The following is a 15469-nucleotide window of genomic DNA, read 5'->3' as shown; positions in this document are numbered from 1 at the left end:
TTCGTTTTTGTAAATCGTATAAGATCTGATTTCCCATGTAGACGTATCTTTGTCCAGTATTTTCAAAGATTTATTGGAAATTAAGAGAAAGAATCTATCTTGAAATCACTGCTAGTGGCAAAGAGCCGATCGTATGTTTCGACATTCAAATAGGAAATAAATAGGAATCCGACTAGTTTTCTAGATACATATAACTTGAGGTCTTCTGGTTAAATCGTTATTTAAAGGTGATTCAATTGGTAATTAAAAGTAAAAGGCTTATCTTAATTATAATTATAGCGATTATAATGTTCGGTATTTTTTTATATTGGTTGGGTTATTTCACGCCAAATTTATATAAATCACCGATAGAGATTGAACAAATTCCTAAAGTATTAAATTTGACTAACCCACCATCTATCCCTAATAACTGGGTTGTTCAATCTGTAGAAAAATATGATGATGGTTTTTTAAGTCCAATAATAACAATTTATTACAACAATAATATTTCCCTGACTTTATCAGAAGGTAAAATAGTACTCCCAAATAAAGACAAGAAATTAATTTTAATTGGAAATAAAACTGTAACGGTTTATAAAGATGGTGGGCAGGTTTACTACGTGGTAAAGCATAATAAAATATTCTACTTTTTTAGATTTGAAAGAATAAATCAAAATGTCGTTGAAAAGTTTATTGAAACATTGGGGTGATAATCTTGATTATAAGGTACAAAATCATTATAAAAACTGTTCTTTTTACCCTCTTTTTATTGTCTTGTATATCAGGTATTACATAATCTCCTCAAACGTTCGAGACTAATGCTTTCCGTTTGGAGCACACCATCCAAACGGGTTGGTCTATCGAATCAAGCTAACAGTTACATCTCATACTATTAACGACTATTCTTCTTATGGATAGACGTTAAACACATTGTTAAAGGAAGTGTAAAGCATGGAATTTTCATCAAGTACTTTTTCATTAAGTACCGCAGTCATGCAAATATTATTAGTGTTTTTACCTACAGTAGTTATGATTATTTTTATATTTAGGTTTATTAAAAGGAAGAATCGAAATAAGTAAATTTATATTAAAGTTTCCATCACTTCGGCCAATTGTTCTGCCTGATACTTCCTGTTATAAATGTTAATGTCTTTTTTAAATGATCTTTCAGTTTCGCCATAACCATTTCCGTTTACCCATAGTTGATACATCCTTAGATATGCCTGCTTGATTTCCTTCTGGGAAAAGGGATTCACCACTTCACCAAGTCCATATTCCCTAATGATTCGTTCTGACTCGCCCGGTACGGTTAGGGCCAATATTGGATTTCCAATGGCCATGTATTCAAACAGCTTCCCTGGAATATAATCCCCGGAGCCGGGAGCCGTATCTCCTATCAGGAGTAACAGGTTGGAGCCCTTTAACAGGGACAATACTTCGTGGTGGGGCAGATGTCCCAATACCTCCACGACGTCTTCCAAACCGAGCTGCTTTACACAGTCATAATTTTCTGAGTAACCCGGATAATCAAACACCCCGGCAAACTTACATGAGAGATGCTTCCGGTCAACCAATCCTTCCTGAATCAGCTCATAGACAGCCTCCAGGAAAAGCCTTGGATTCCTTTCCTTGTAGAAAATACCGGCATATGAAGCCGTAAAAAGTCCCCTTGTATCTATTGGAGTAATCTTGTCATAATCTTCGGGATCAAATCCGTTGTAAATCACCTGCAAATTCTTGATGCCCGGATGTTTTTTCTTGAAATTCCGGGCAAAGGACGGGGTTACGGTGAGAACAACATCGGATGTATTCATGACCCGTCTTTCCATCGTTTCCTCTATCCATTTCTTCCAGGGAATATCGGATTGATGCATATTTTGAGTCCAAGGATCGCGGAAATCGGCTATCCATGGCTTACCTGTCTTGTTTTTAAGGGCCAAGCCCACCAAATGATTGGTATAAGGTCCTGAAGTAGAGAAGATGACATCAATATCATGGGAATAAATCACATCTAATCCTTTTTTTACGGCATCAGAGTACCAAAGGATTTGATCGTCGGGGATAAGCAATCCCTCTTTGGCCTTTTTTAAATACGGTTTTGCGATCCTGATGAATTCCTTCTTCCAACCTTTATTTGAACCAGGATGTTTATTTGAAGATAATTGACGATCTTGTGAGGAGACAAAATCTGCTTTCCCTCCGGGTATGTTAGACCCTTTTCCTACTCCCCTTTCCGATGCCCGATGAACCATCGTTCCTTCAGGAAGCTGCTGAAGCAGACTGTGATCCAAGGAGACATGGGCAGGAGAATCAACGGTTAACACATGGACCTGCCAACCATACTGCGGCAGGTATTTGGCCATTTTTAAAGCCCGTTGAACTCCCCCACCACCAATGGGGGGAAAGAGATAGGAAATCATCAAAACTTTTCTCGGATTACTCATGGAATTATTCCTTCCCTGTGTGAAATCAATTATTTTTTGCGTTATTTCCTTTGTAACAAGCTAGATTCGGATTAATATCATATCCTTATCCAATGAACGTGGGATTTGGTTTTTTCCATCAAGAATGACTGGTTTTGAAGACATTTTATCAATCACTTGTCTTTTCCAATCGACATATTTAAATTCTTCCTGCATGGTCAGCAAGAAAAGGGCTTTGGCATCGGCAACGGCTTCCTCCAATGAGTTTACCTTATAAGGGTAGCTTTCTGGCACTCCCGGGTCATAGGCAAAAACATGGGCACCCTCCTCCAGCAGCAGTGAAACCAATTGGTGAGGAGGGCTGATCCGGTCATCATTGGAATAATCCTTCATAGCCAGACCCAGGACAGCTACTTTTAAACCTTTTAGAGACCTCCCCTGTTTTTCCAATGAATCCTTCACCATCTGAACAAGGGCATAGGGAACGCTGTCATTGATCTGGCGAGCCTTCTCCAATAGAGATATATCCACTTGAAGTTCCTTAGCTTTAGGCTGTAAATAGTATAAGGCATTGGGAAGACAGTACCCTCCAACACCTGGACCAGGGGTTAAGAGATTGACTCTCTTATGGGTATTGGCAATTCGAATTAACTCAAATGTGTCGATTCCCAGCTTTTCGGCAAATCGGGCAAACTGCTGGACCATGGCAATATTCACATCTCTCTGGATGTTTTCGATCACCTTTGCCGTTTCCACCACTTTAATATCTGTGACATGAATGTCCGCCTTCGTGACAAAGGAAAGCAGGCTTTTTGCCCTTTCTGCACTTTCCTCATTCACTCCGCCGAGGGCTAAAGGCATGTGAATAAACTCTTCGAATGCCCTTCCTTCTGCAATTCGCTCTGAGCAATAGGCGAGATAAAAGTCTGTTCCAGCTTTCAATCCGCTCTTTTCCAAAATGGGCAGTACAAGTTCTTCTGTTGTCCCGGGAACAACAGTGCTGCGGAGAATGATCGTATCTCCTTTCTTCAACACCTTTGATAAAGAAAGGCAAGATTCTTCCAAATATGAAGTGTCCGGGATTTCCTGTCTAACCGGAATTCCAACGGTTATCACATAGTTGTCCACCTGGCTCGCAGCCTCTTCATAACAGGTTGTCGCGTAAAAAGTTTTCGCTTCCAACTGCTCCCGTAATATATCTGAAATACTTTTCCCCTGATAGTACTCCATATGATGGGTTATGCCTTTGTTTATATTTCCAACATGCTCCTTTAACACATCAATCCCAATCACTTTGGCACCATTCATGGCATAGCTTAATGACAAAGGCAATCCAATGAAACCTAATCCAATCACTGCTAAGCGGGGTTTATCAACCAATCCAATCTCCTCCAGACCTTAACTCAACAAGATAATTTTTATTCCTTCATTAAATATAAAACAGCCAGTAAATGATCCCTCCCAAGAGGAATATCCCGGCAACGGCATATAACACTTTCCATAATAGGTTCATCATTATTCTTCCTTCCAAAACATCATCTATCTTTCAAGAAGTCATCTTCCCTATTTTACATCAAATCTAGTAGTATCTCCATGCCTTTTCATACATGGGGACAAGAATGGAATGGTCAATCGTATTGATATCCAGCCCGCCTGGATTGTCTTCATCTTTGCCAAAAACAAATAAGGACGGAATCACCTTTTGTGTCAAATAGCGAAGGGGAATCTCCGGCAATTGAATGTTCGAAGTATCAAGGTTTTCCCTTGCCCCGATGACAAATCCCCAATCACCAAAAGAAGGAATATCCACATGATAGTTGAGCACATTAAATCCGGCGCTTTTCACGGTTTCGCTAATCGTCCAATACACATCCCTTGCAAACAAAGGACTGGTGGCTTGAACCACCAGAATTCCTCCCGGCATTAACCTTTTACCGATCAGGCTGTAAAATTCCCTCGTATATAGCTTGTTTAAGCTTTCATTATTGGGATCAGGAAGGTCGCCAATCACCACATCATACATTTCATCGGTTTGAAGGAGAAATTGAAATGCATCGGAGAAAACCAGTTTTACCCGTTGGTTATCCAAACTGCCCTGATTCACTTCGGTTAGCAAAGGAGACGTGCGAGAAAAATTAACCATCATCTCGTCCAGATCCACAAGGGTGATCTCTTTAATTTCCGGATATTTGAGGAGTTCCCTTGCCACCAAACCATCCCCTCCGCCAAGGATGAGCACTTTTGCTTTATTCCTGGCAAGAGATAAGGGAACATGAACCAGGGATTCGTGATATCGGTACTCGTCAGAAGTGGAGAACTGCAGATTCCCATCAATAAATAACCGGATATCATCCATCTCCCTTGTGACCACAATCCGCTGATAGGGAGTGTCAAGGGTCTCCACAATCTGGGCTTTATACAGTTTTTGTTCAAAGGAAAAAGCCGCTTCCTGTCCAAATAAAATTCCGCCGACCATAATAAACAGCAGGATAATCGCTATCCCCCGCAGCAATCTCCACCGTCTAATTTCTTTTCTAAATACAAACAGCATCCATACTCCAGCCAAAAGATTGATCAAGGCAACAACAAAGGCTGTTTTCACCAAACCAAGGGAAGGGCGAAGCAAAATTACGAAAAGAATGGCTCCAATAAGACTTCCCGCATAATCGGAAAAAAGAACCCTAGCTGCACTTCGGTTCAGCTGGGTTCCGATCTCCGTCGCCTTTCTGATTAGAATAGGCAGTTCCAAACCGGTCAGGGCTCCAATCACTACGGTTACTCCATAGAGAAACAGGGCCTCTACCCCCGACCCAATAAAAGCCATCACACCAAATAGAAACAGAATAGAAGTCCCGCCAATCAGGGCAATGGCAAATTCAATCCAGACAAATGCAGCCATTAACTGCTTCAATATTCGCTCACTCAGGCTTGCCCCAATGCCCATTCCCGTTAAAAACAGGCCGATGGTAATGGTGTATTGCTTTACTCCATCCCCCAATATATAACTACCGGCAGCACCAAACAACACTTCAAAAATGATACCGCAGATGGAAACAATTCCGCTGGCCCAATATATTTTTTTCGTGAGGTTATCCTTATATTCTTCTTGTTTGTCTACATTGTGCTCCATCATGTTAACCTCTTTCACCATAATAACCTCATTTTTTAGAAGTGGAACTAAAGATTCACACGTCCGCAAGTCAAGTTTGTCAAAGAAGTGATTAAAGTCCGCCGTTAAGTAATGCTTGCTCCTACTACATAAGACAATCCGATGGAAATAATCATGGATAAAAGTCCAACGGCCCTGTTGTCCTTCCCTATCTCTTCATCAATTTTGAAACGGGGGGTCATGAATTCAAAAATAAAATAGCCAATTAAGAGGAGAATAAATCCAACGCCACTCCATATCAAGGACTGGGCAATCGTATCATTAGAGGTAATAGCAAATCGAAAAATATTGGAAATCCCGAATATTTTTCCCCCGGTCGCCATGGCAACGGCAAGATTTCCTTTCTTGATTTCCTCCCAGTCTTTGTATTTCGTAACCATTTCAAAAATGGCCAAAAAAACAATGATGGCCAATACAGCCACTGCATAATAGGCAATCGTTTCGATGTAAGGATTACTCCAACTCAATGCATTCACCTCTTATTCCTTTTTACTTGTTTACTTTGCACGAAAGGCTACTTTCCAACTCCGGGACCACCGCCACGGGGACTCTGACCTGTTGCTGATCCGTAACGGAGGGAACCCTCCCTTCCTGCATACTTGGTATACCCTCCAGGCCCTGCATAGCCTTTATATCCGCCCTTGTATTTCGCTTTATTTAATTTCCATCCAATATCAAACAAATCATCAACGATACTCGCAATTAAATAGGCTTCCAGCAAATCGAAGTCATAATTATTCCGTACAAATTCCTGGTTTGCTACTTCAATCAACGTATCCTGGGGATTTTCCGGGTCTCTCATCAAAGAGACCAATTGATTCTGATAAACCAAGAACATCCTTTCTTCATTTTCTGCAGAGGTTTCTACAGGAGGAAACGATGAAGCTATTTGCTTGGCCACCTCTGTGACACCCTGGTTTGTTGCACGGTATACCTTAGCTGCCGTACCAAAATCTCCTTGGACTACATTTTCAAAAGGATATTGTCCTGCGATTTGTGACGCTGCATCACCGCACCCTGCCAAAAACAGGGTGGTGATGAGCAATAAGGCGAGAATAGATTTCCACCGTTTAATCTTCATCACCACCTATTCAGGTGTTATTCAAATTGATCTACTCTTCTTTTTTGTTCGCCAACTGTGCCTTTAGCGCGGCAAGCTCAGCGTCCACATCATTCTTTCCCAATGACTCCAGTTCATCATCTAAAGAACGATTGGCTTTGCGAAGGTCTTTACTGGCCTCTGCCTCAGCCTCCATTTGAAGAACTTTTTCGTTCATTCTCTCGAAGCCCTTAGCAGCATTTTCCGTTCCAATACCGCTCATAGCTTGGTTAATTTGTTTTTGCGCTTTGGCCGCTTCAGCCCTGGCAATGAGGGTATCCTTCTTGTTTTTCATTTTGACAAATTCATCTTTCATCTCTTGAAGTTGCTTCCGCAACTGATCGGCATTGGATTTGGCATTGTCGTATTGAAGTTTAAATTCGTCGGCTCGCTCCTGGTGTTCCTTTTTATCCGCTAATGCACGACGCGCCAAATCTTCATTGCCTGCTTCCAATGCTTTTACCGCCTGTTCTTGCCGTTTCTGCACCATTTCCATAGCTTCTTCATACTGCTGCTTAAATTTCTTCTCAATGGCAATCTGCTTGGCAACAGAAACTTCAGCATCGGCAATATCCTGTTCCATATCCCGCAAAAATTGATTCAGCATTTTTACCGGATCTTCCGCTTTATCCAATAAATCGTTGATGGTAGCTGTCGTCAGATCCCTTAATCTTTTAAAAATACCCATTTTGATATTCCTCCCTTAAGATCCGTATTTATAACAAAAATTTATATTCTACTAGCTTCCGGCAATAATTTTCAGTTCATTCTCTCCAATGGAATAGCCTTTGCTTAACTCTAAATCACCTCCCCATTTTTCTACGGAAAGGTATTCTTCATCTTCCGATTCAAAATCCCAATATTCTACTTTCTGGCCAACAACCGCTCCTGCACGGCCTGAAACATGGGTAATGGTGGCAAGCCCATGCTCCTCCATATAATAAGTCGTTCCATCAATGGTTAACTTCTGGGGTATGGAAGGACCCACTGAAGTTGTCACCCGTTCATAGATTCCAATCTCCAATTCATCATCCAATTCGGCAGCAAGCCATATTGACCTGCTCTCACCTTTCAGATTATAGGCATGCCATTCATATCCCGAGTCATTGTAAGTAATTTTACCCACCACAATGTAATCTTCTAAGTCATAGGTGACAATATCATTCACCTGAAGATTTAATACATTCCGCTGTATCGGACGATCATTCTCTTCTTTTTTCTTTTTGAACAGAAAATCAAACAATCCCATCCGCCCACCTCCTTTTTTCAGCTAAAGGATATCCATGTTTCTCATTATTCGTATACGAAGCAAGGATTATTGGGTTTCAAATGAAGTAAAAAATTTATGAAATTTTTTTCTGACACTCGTGCATTTAATCAAGAGTGGTTTAATTGAACTTGACGACTGTAACCCCACTTCCTCCTTCCCCGTGAACACCAAGGCGAAATTCTTTTACTTGGGGATGTTTCTTCAAATATTCCTGAATTCCTTTTCTGAGGGCTCCGGTTCCTTTTCCATGAATGATGGATACCTGATTCAAGCCTGAGATAACCGCATCATCTAGATATTTATCGATGGAATGGATCGCATCTTCTATCGTATCCCCTCGAATATCCAATTCAGGACGGATATGTTCCCGATTCCCTTTTATTGTGGCAAGAAGATTTCTTTCCGGTTTTTTTTCGGTTGAAACGGGTCCAACATCGGCTTTGTTTACTTTCATTTTCATCAGTCCGATTTGAACTAGAATTTCATCCGAACTTATTTCCTCCAGAATTTGACCTCTTTGATTTAGTGAATATACCATCACGTCATCTCCAGGAAGCAAATTATTTTTCACCTCGGCCCCTTTTCTCTGGTGAACAGGTTCCTTTTTAAAGCGGGGGAGGGCAGCCTCCAATCTTTTCTTCGCTTCAATCAACCGATGCTCTTTGATGCTGGTTTGTTCCTCCAGCGCCATCTTCCGCAGCTGTGCGATTACCTCTTCTGCCTCTTTTCTGGCTTTCGCCACCGCTTGGGCTGCTTCCTTCTCGGCATTCGTCAGAATCCGATTTTTCTCTTTCTCTAGCTCCTGCCGCTCTTTTTCCAGCTGATTACGCATATTCTCCAATTCTTTTCGGAGACCTTCCGCCTTTTCCCTTTCGCGTTCTGCAGTCATCCGATTCTCTTCCAGGGATACGATCATTTTTTCAACTGACATTTCCTCCTGGGACATTTGTTTTTTCGCCAAGTCAATGATCTCCCGGTTTAAACCCAATCTTTCGGCAATGGCAAAGGCATTGCTGCGTCCCGGAACTCCCACAAGAAGCCGATAAGTAGGACTTAAGGTGGCCACATCAAATTCTACGCTGGCATTGATAACCTGTTTCCGATTATATGCGTATGCCTTCAGTTCACTGTAATGGGTGGTGGCAACCACTTTAGCTCCTCTCTGAATGATGTGATCCAATATGGCGATGGCCAGGGCAGCCCCTTCGCTGGGATCTGTCCCTGCTCCTAATTCATCCAGTAAAATTAAACTGTTTTCATCCATCGATTGAATAATTTTAATGATGTTTGTCAGGTGGCTGGAAAAGGTACTTAAACTTTGTTCAATGCTTTGTTCATCTCCAATGTCAGCATGAATCTGTGAAAAAACCGAAATTTCACTTCCTTCTTCAGACGGGATTTGAAGCCCCGACATGGCCATCAGCGTAAGAAGCCCAATGGTTTTTAAGGAAACGGTTTTTCCCCCTGTGTTGGGTCCGGTTACCACCATCGCCGTAAAATGATCTCCCAGTTCCACATCAATAGGGACCACAGTCTCTGGTGAAAGAAGGGGATGGCGTGCCTTTTTCAAGCGGATTTTCCCCTTTTCATTTAACAAAGGCTGAGTTCCTTTTATGCTCTCACCATAAAATGCCTTGGCAAAGATAAAATCTATCCTTGCCAGGGATTCTACGTTAACTATTAAAGGATCCGCATGGTTGGCCACCTGTCCGCTAAGATGAAGCAGAACTTTCTCCACTTCCCTTTGCTCTCTGGCAAACAACTCCCTCAACCTGTTATTTAATGAAACGACTGCTTCAGGCTCAATAAACAGAGTGGCTCCAGAGGCCGACTGGTCATGTATAATTCCCCCGAAGCTTCCTCTGTACTCCTGTTTGACGGGAAGGACATAGCGGTCATTACGTATGGTGATGATTCCTTCCTGCAGCATTTTCTGATAAGAAGAAGTGCGAAGAATTCTTTCCAACCTTTCCCTCACCTGTGACTCCGTTTGCCTGATTTCATTCCTGATTTGGCGCAATTGAGAACTGGCACCATCCATCACTTCTCCATGATCATCAATGGATTGGGTGATTTCATCCTCCAACGGCCGGAGTCTTTCAATACTTTGAGCCAAACCGTTAAGGATAGGAAGAGATTCATCCTCTTCCGCCAGTTGAAGAATAAACTGCTTTACCCGTCCTCCGGCAGAGAGCACACCGGAAATATCCAGTAGTTCCTGGGGTGACAACATTCCTCCAATTCGGCTTCTTTGGATGGCTTTTCGAATATCGCGAATTCCCCCAAGGGGAACACTTCCTTTTAGACGAAGAACAATGGATCCTTCTCTTGTTTCCTGCTGGGCCAATTCCACTTCCTCTATGCTGATCATAGGTGTCAAAGCGTCAACCATCTCTTTGCCAAGGGTTGAGGTAGCTTTTTCCCTTACTTTTTCTTTGACCTTGTCAAATTCTAATATATGCAGCACACGGCGCGTAATCATAGGTTCCTCCAATATCATGCTTTCTCCATGATCTTCCTCGATCACCACCCATTATATCACTATTCCCATTAAGATTACATAAAAGACAAATGGATTGGAAAATATATAGATGCATTCAAAATATCAACAATGATGAATGAGAGGATGAGAAATATGACCTTTTTAACACATGTAATTCGTTTTGCTGTAGCCGCCATCGTGCTTTTACTTATCGGATATATTGTTCCCGGGTTCAGCATCTTTGGTTTTTGGAGTGCGGTGTTTGCCGCTCTTGTCATAGCTGCCCTTGGCTGGGTGGCCGAATACTTTTTTGGCGATCGCATTTCTCCTTATGGTAGAGGAATCGTTGGTTTTTTGGTGAGTGCGGTAATCATTTATGTAGCCCAATTTTTTGTGGGAAGTATGAGGACCACCTTCCTGGGAGCATTATTGGCTGCCTTGGCAATTGGTATCGTTGACCTGTTTGTCCCTGTACGACCCATATTCGCCACCGGGGAGAATAGGGGAGGAGGAAGGGTTGGAGGAAACGAACGACCGAGGCAGAATTGAAGGAAAGAAGAATGATTAGCAACGGAAAGAACAATGAATACATCGATAGGCCATCCACTTTCAAGTGATGGCCTGTTTACTTTCTCTTCTCACGATATAACATCATTTTCATATGCTGAATTTCATGGTTTAATTTTCCCAGCTGCTTGTTAATCTCAACCATTTGGGAATAGGTCGTCGACGGATCCCTTAATTTCTCGATTAACTCTTCCTTTAATGTCCTTAAAAATGCAATCCTTGTAAGATCAGACATACCACTTCACTTCCTCTCACTGTATTTTTGTTAATATACAGGATTTTGAGGAAGAACACAAGATTAAACGTTAAGTTTTATAACATAAATTAAGCGTTTTCATCCCATTTATTCAGGTGTATGCTTATTCTTTCGCTTTATTTTATTTTTTATGTTAGTTTTTATTACATAACAATCATGAACATCATTAATTTAATAAAAAAGTCCTCTGTACAGTTCTACAGAGGACTTTGTTTTGTCTCAAATCTATTTTCTATTGTACATTCACCAATTTCTCATATGAGGCAACAAATTGTTCAAACCTTCTCGGTCCTATGATATGCTCCCTGACGATTCCGTTTGAATCAATGAAAAATGTTTCGGGCTGGCCGACAATTCCATATGGTTTGGCCAATGAATCATTGACATCCATCACATAGGTGGATGTGGACCCATATTCCTTGATGAAATTCTGCACCAATATCTTGGGTTCCGCCCGATCAATAATCAATATTTTAATCTTGTCCCCATAGGCTTCCTCAAATTTTTGGATTTCGGGGGCCTCCTCTTTACATGGGGGGCACCAGGTGGCAAAGAAGTTGATCATCACCGGTTTTTCCAGATAATCCGAAAGGCGGACAGGATTATCATTCACATCCAGCAGTTCAAAGTCAGGGGCCTTTTCCCCAATTTGGACTGCCGTATTGGTCGCCGCCAATTTAACCGCCGAAATGATGAAAAACACCAACAATCCCCCTAATATAATTCCCCACAACCATCGCCACTTCATTTTTCGATCACCCACTATTGATTCCTATCGCCCAGTCTCTCTTTCAACCGCAATAATTCTCCCTCTACCTTTTTGGTTCGTGAAATCAGGGTGAATACATACCCCAAAATACCCAGCCAAACCACTGCTGTTCCAAGGGCTAAAAATGCCATATTGATCCCTCCAGTTTATAGTCAGAACTAAAGAATTCACACGTCTGCTTGTCGAGTTTAACCATCGGTCAAACTTAACTTCCGCTTCCCTTCATCAATGATTCCCCTTGCCGTTTCAATCCGATAGCGGAAAAACAGCAACAGAAGGTAGATCGTCAAAAAAGTAAAGGCACTAAAGAAAAGGGTAATTGCCATCTCCAGCGTCATGTTAATTCCCCGATCGGTGATGACCTGGGGATGAATGGACCTCCACCAGGTGACAGACAGATGGACAATGGGAACATCAATAAACCCGATGATTCCAAACAGGGCAGCCATCCTCTTGCCCCTTTCATCCTGTAGACTGGTCTTCCTTAATACCAAATATCCCACGTAAATAAACCATAGGATCAAAGTCGTAGTTAACCGGGGATCCCAAGTCCACCAGGTATTCCAAACGGGTCTGGCCCAGATGGGTCCTGTAATTAATACCAACGTGGTAAAAAATACCCCGATTTCTGCGGAAGCCAATGCCAAACGGTCAAATCGGTCAGACCGCTTCCACAAATATAATATCCCGCAAATAAAAACGACAAAAAATGAAATGAAAGCGACCCAAGCACTGGATACATGAAAGTACATCAGCCGTTGGATATCACCCATAAATTTTTCCGTTGGAGCGTAGAAAAAAACCATATAAATATCTGCCAATACAAGAACGGCCACCAAAGCGACAAATATGCGCATCCACGAATATTTCAACAGCTAAACCTCCTTTACCAAAGATAACAAAAGGGTGGGCAGTACCGTAAAAATGATGGTAAAGCCGACAATCAGGCCAAACCATAGCCAAGGAAAGGATTCCCCCCCAAAAAAGAGATACTTGGACATCTGAATCACTCCAATTAGCAGGGGAATCAGAACGGGAATTTCCAATAGCAAAATGACAAACTCAGCAAGGCTGGTATAGATGGTAATCACAGACATAAACATGGCTACTGCGATAAAGCCCCCGGTTGCAAAAAAGAGGGTGATGAGAAATGGCACGATATTCACCTGATCGACCTGAAAAAAAAGAAAGTATAAAGGCAGAACGATGAAGTAACTGGTCCCGACAAGGGCCATCATGACGATCCATTTGCTTAGAAAGACCGCTCCCAGATCCACCGGGGCCATCTGGATCCCTTCCCAGGTCTGGTTTACCGTTTCCCTTGATATTTGCCTTTGGGAAACCTGGGCCGTCACAATGAGTAAGACTACCCAAAGGATCGATTCCTCCACTCCGATGCTATCTTCCAAGGACATGCTGATCGTAAAAAAGAGAAGGAAAGAAATTAAAATCATCATCGAAAAAAGCCATTTGCTTCTCCATTCGATGAACCAGTCTTTTTTTACCAAGGCAAGGATTTGTTTAGCCAAGGGATTGATCCTCCCTTTCCATTTCCCTTACTTTTTTGCCTTCCACAAGAAAATGGCGATCACTTAAAGCATCCAGCTGTCCCATATCATGGGAAACCAGAAATATCGTGCATCCTCTGGCTTTTTCCTTGAATATCGCCTGCGTCAAAATTTGCTGCGACTCCAAATCCAACCCGTCAAAGGGCTCATCAAACAACAGAAGGGGGGGTTGATGGAGCAAAGCCCTCGCCAAAGAAACCCTTTGGGTATATCCTTTGGATAACTGACCTGCAAATTCATGAAGAACATTCTGAAGATCAAATTGATCCATCAGTTCTTCGATCCTCTCTTTTATAACTTTCCCATCCAGACGGTATAGCGAACCATAAAACTGCAAATTTTCCAAAACTGTCAGCTGGTCGTACAGATAGGATGAGGAGAATACTGCTCCCACTCCCCTTTTTCTTTCTTCCAGTTGATCATTCCATATCACTTGGCCTTCATGGGGACGAATCAATCCGGCAGCCAACCGCAACAACGTACTTTTTCCCGTTCCGTTTCTTCCGCGAAAACCAAGGACCTGACCAGCATGAGCCTCAAAGGAGGTATCATACAGCACCCACTGATTTCCATAATGAAAGCCTACCCCCTGAAACCGTATTGTCCAGGTTATCATGCTCCCCGTCCATCCGTTTCTCTAGCCAATTGAAGGAGCTGCTGTTGAATCCTTTGGTAATCATCGGCATACTGCTCTTCTCCGATTATCCCTTTTTCCCTTTTCCGATGAAGGGAGACCAGCTCCTGCAGCAAAATCTCCTTTCGGGCAGGAAGCTGCTGCTTCTTTTTCCTCTCCCGCCAACCCATGGTCATGCGAATACTGAGTATCCCCAAAGTTAAAATTGAGACAATTAATCCCAAATTGGCAAAGGCGATGGCAGGATTAGCTCCATGTTCATGGCCCAAAATTTTTAACCCGTCTTCGGTAAAGTCCTGTTCGTCTCCAACATGGGTATCAGAAAAGGAGGTTTGACGAAACATCAGATCCCAGGGTTCATTTTCATGGATATCTAGCCTGGTAAAACGTCTAAAAGGCTGTCCATTCAAGTCCAGAGATTCCGATTGGGTAAGAAACCTTGATGCCATCACGGAAACCTTTTCCGACTGTATGGTCACCCTCATTTCCTTGGTCCAGAAGGACTGCTGATACAGATAGGATGCCGATAAATCCTCAGCAGGCAATTGAAAGGCGAAAATCAGGCGGGTATTTCCTTTGGGCAAATCCAAAACCATCTTTCCTTGGTTCAGTTGAACACTTTCTGGACTTACTCCGTCCATCACAACCACATTTTCCGCCCTTTGCGGTATGGATATCTCCATTCCTTTTCCTTTTGCCTCATTTGCAATTGAGAAATCAAGGGCCTCTACCAATTGAAATGTGCCTTCTTTTTCAAAGACGATCATTTCTCCGCTTTCCACATACGCATCCGTTCTGCCATCAGCCGATACAGTTGAATTGAGGCTAATGAAAAATATGGAAAGCAACAGGAAGATTTTAAAATCGGGTATTTTCTTACTCATTTGGACTCCTCCGCTTCCCTTAACCATTGTTCCACCATGGCCCGAGCCTTTTCTTCATTTTTTTCTTCCTGCATATAGATTTCCTTCAATTTTTCCTCAAGCTCTTCCTTTACTTCTTGGTAATCTTCCTCACTGATTTTATCCATCTGAAAATCATACTCCAAATCAGCCAACTGCTGAAGATAAAGCACTCGCTCATCTGCCAGTGTTTCATGATGTTTCAGGAATCCCTCAGGTTTTCTCTTCTTCCTGCCGAGCCATGGAGAAGCCAGAAACAGAATGACCAGAAGCAAAATGAGGGCTTTGATTATCCATTCCATATTGCGATCAACCCTTCTTCCTTGTAGATGGATGTTCAAAAAATCCGGT

Annotated in this window: 18 protein-coding genes; 2 read left to right on the top strand and 16 right to left on the bottom strand. The window is 42.3% G+C overall.

Annotated features, from left to right (window positions below; all coding sequences use genetic code 11):
- Window positions 1–287: 287 nt before the first annotated feature.
- Complete coding sequence (locus tag L1765_RS00955) at window positions 288–689, top strand: hypothetical protein (RefSeq protein WP_236403390.1); 402 nt, start codon at window positions 288–290, stop codon at window positions 687–689.
- Between the two features lie 372 nt (window positions 690–1061).
- Here L1765_RS00955 and L1765_RS00950 read toward each other — a convergent pair whose 3' ends face one another.
- The 8 genes from L1765_RS00950 to L1765_RS00915 form a co-directional block, all read right to left on the bottom strand.
- Complete coding sequence (locus L1765_RS00950) at window positions 1062–2423, bottom strand: glycosyltransferase (protein ID WP_236403384.1); 1362 nt, start codon at window positions 2421–2423, stop codon at window positions 1062–1064.
- Window positions 2424–2483: 60 nt separating this feature from the next.
- On the bottom strand, window positions 2484–3782 hold the full coding sequence (locus tag L1765_RS00945) for a nucleotide sugar dehydrogenase (protein ID WP_236403381.1): 1299 nt from the start codon (window positions 3780–3782) through the stop codon (window positions 2484–2486).
- Window positions 3783–3981: 199 nt separating this feature from the next.
- A complete protein-coding gene (locus L1765_RS00940; protein WP_236403991.1) occupies window positions 3982–5532 on the bottom strand; it encodes a polyamine aminopropyltransferase in 1551 nt (516 codons plus the stop codon).
- A gap of 104 nt (window positions 5533–5636) precedes the next feature.
- Window positions 5637–6038, bottom strand: coding sequence for a DUF350 domain-containing protein (locus tag L1765_RS00935; protein ID WP_236403376.1), 402 nt, complete (start codon window positions 6036–6038; stop codon window positions 5637–5639).
- A 47-nt stretch (window positions 6039–6085) separates the two neighbouring features.
- A complete protein-coding gene (locus L1765_RS00930) occupies window positions 6086–6652 on the bottom strand; it encodes a DUF4247 domain-containing protein (protein ID WP_236403990.1) in 567 nt (188 codons plus the stop codon).
- Window positions 6653–6683: 31 nt separating this feature from the next.
- Window positions 6684–7358: a PspA/IM30 family protein gene (locus L1765_RS00925; protein ID WP_236403373.1), complete on the bottom strand. Its 675-nt coding sequence runs from the start codon at window positions 7356–7358 to the stop codon at window positions 6684–6686.
- A 51-nt stretch (window positions 7359–7409) separates the two neighbouring features.
- Window positions 7410–7919 carry a DUF4178 domain-containing protein gene (locus L1765_RS00920; RefSeq protein ID WP_236403366.1) on the bottom strand — a complete coding sequence of 170 codons (510 nt, stop codon included), beginning with the start codon at window positions 7917–7919 and terminating at the stop codon, window positions 7410–7412.
- Between the two features lie 139 nt (window positions 7920–8058).
- Complete coding sequence (locus L1765_RS00915) at window positions 8059–10419, bottom strand: endonuclease MutS2 (protein WP_236403987.1); 2361 nt, start codon at window positions 10417–10419, stop codon at window positions 8059–8061.
- A gap of 156 nt (window positions 10420–10575) precedes the next feature.
- Here L1765_RS00915 and L1765_RS00910 point away from each other — a divergent pair, with 156 nt between their 5' ends.
- Entirely contained in the window at window positions 10576–10971 is a 396-nt protein-coding gene (locus L1765_RS00910) for a phage holin family protein (protein WP_236403363.1), read from the top strand.
- 76 nt (window positions 10972–11047) lie between these two features.
- Here the strand turns inward: L1765_RS00910 and L1765_RS00905 are convergent, their stop codons facing one another.
- From L1765_RS00905 to ccmI, 8 genes are all read right to left on the bottom strand, one after another.
- On the bottom strand, window positions 11048–11224 hold the full coding sequence (locus tag L1765_RS00905) for a hypothetical protein (protein WP_236403361.1): 177 nt from the start codon (window positions 11222–11224) through the stop codon (window positions 11048–11050).
- Window positions 11225–11477: 253 nt separating this feature from the next.
- The gene (locus tag L1765_RS00900; protein ID WP_236403359.1) at window positions 11478–11948 is read right to left on the bottom strand and encodes a TlpA family protein disulfide reductase; all 471 of its coding nucleotides are present in this window, start codon (window positions 11946–11948) and stop codon (window positions 11478–11480) included.
- Between the two features lie 59 nt (window positions 11949–12007).
- Window positions 12008–12145 carry a CcmD family protein gene (locus L1765_RS00895; RefSeq protein ID WP_236403357.1) on the bottom strand — a complete coding sequence of 46 codons (138 nt, stop codon included), beginning with the start codon at window positions 12143–12145 and terminating at the stop codon, window positions 12008–12010.
- A gap of 57 nt (window positions 12146–12202) precedes the next feature.
- A complete protein-coding gene (locus tag L1765_RS00890; RefSeq protein ID WP_236403355.1) occupies window positions 12203–12886 on the bottom strand; it encodes a cytochrome c biogenesis protein in 684 nt (227 codons plus the stop codon).
- 3 nt (window positions 12887–12889) lie between these two features.
- Window positions 12890–13543, bottom strand: coding sequence for a heme exporter protein CcmB (locus L1765_RS00885; protein ID WP_236403351.1), 654 nt, complete (start codon window positions 13541–13543; stop codon window positions 12890–12892).
- Window positions 13536–14198, bottom strand: coding sequence for an ABC transporter ATP-binding protein (locus tag L1765_RS00880; RefSeq protein WP_236403348.1), 663 nt, complete (start codon window positions 14196–14198; stop codon window positions 13536–13538). Before L1765_RS00880 ends, L1765_RS00885 begins: the two co-directional genes overlap by 8 nt.
- Complete coding sequence (locus L1765_RS00875) at window positions 14195–15100, bottom strand: hypothetical protein (RefSeq protein WP_236403345.1); 906 nt, start codon at window positions 15098–15100, stop codon at window positions 14195–14197. The genes L1765_RS00880 and L1765_RS00875 overlap by 4 nt, the downstream gene beginning before the upstream one ends.
- Window positions 15097–15459 carry a c-type cytochrome biogenesis protein CcmI gene (gene ccmI / locus L1765_RS00870; protein WP_236403341.1) on the bottom strand — a complete coding sequence of 121 codons (363 nt, stop codon included), beginning with the start codon at window positions 15457–15459 and terminating at the stop codon, window positions 15097–15099. The genes L1765_RS00875 and ccmI overlap by 4 nt, the downstream gene beginning before the upstream one ends.
- Window positions 15460–15469: the final 10 nt, after the last annotated feature.

This window comes from Microaerobacter geothermalis (assembly GCF_021608135.1).
Lineage (GTDB): Bacteria > Bacillota > Bacilli > DSM-22679 > DSM-22679 > Microaerobacter > Microaerobacter geothermalis.
Note: the sequence above shows the minus strand (reverse complement) of the source record. Positions and strands in the feature narration are given on the sequence as shown.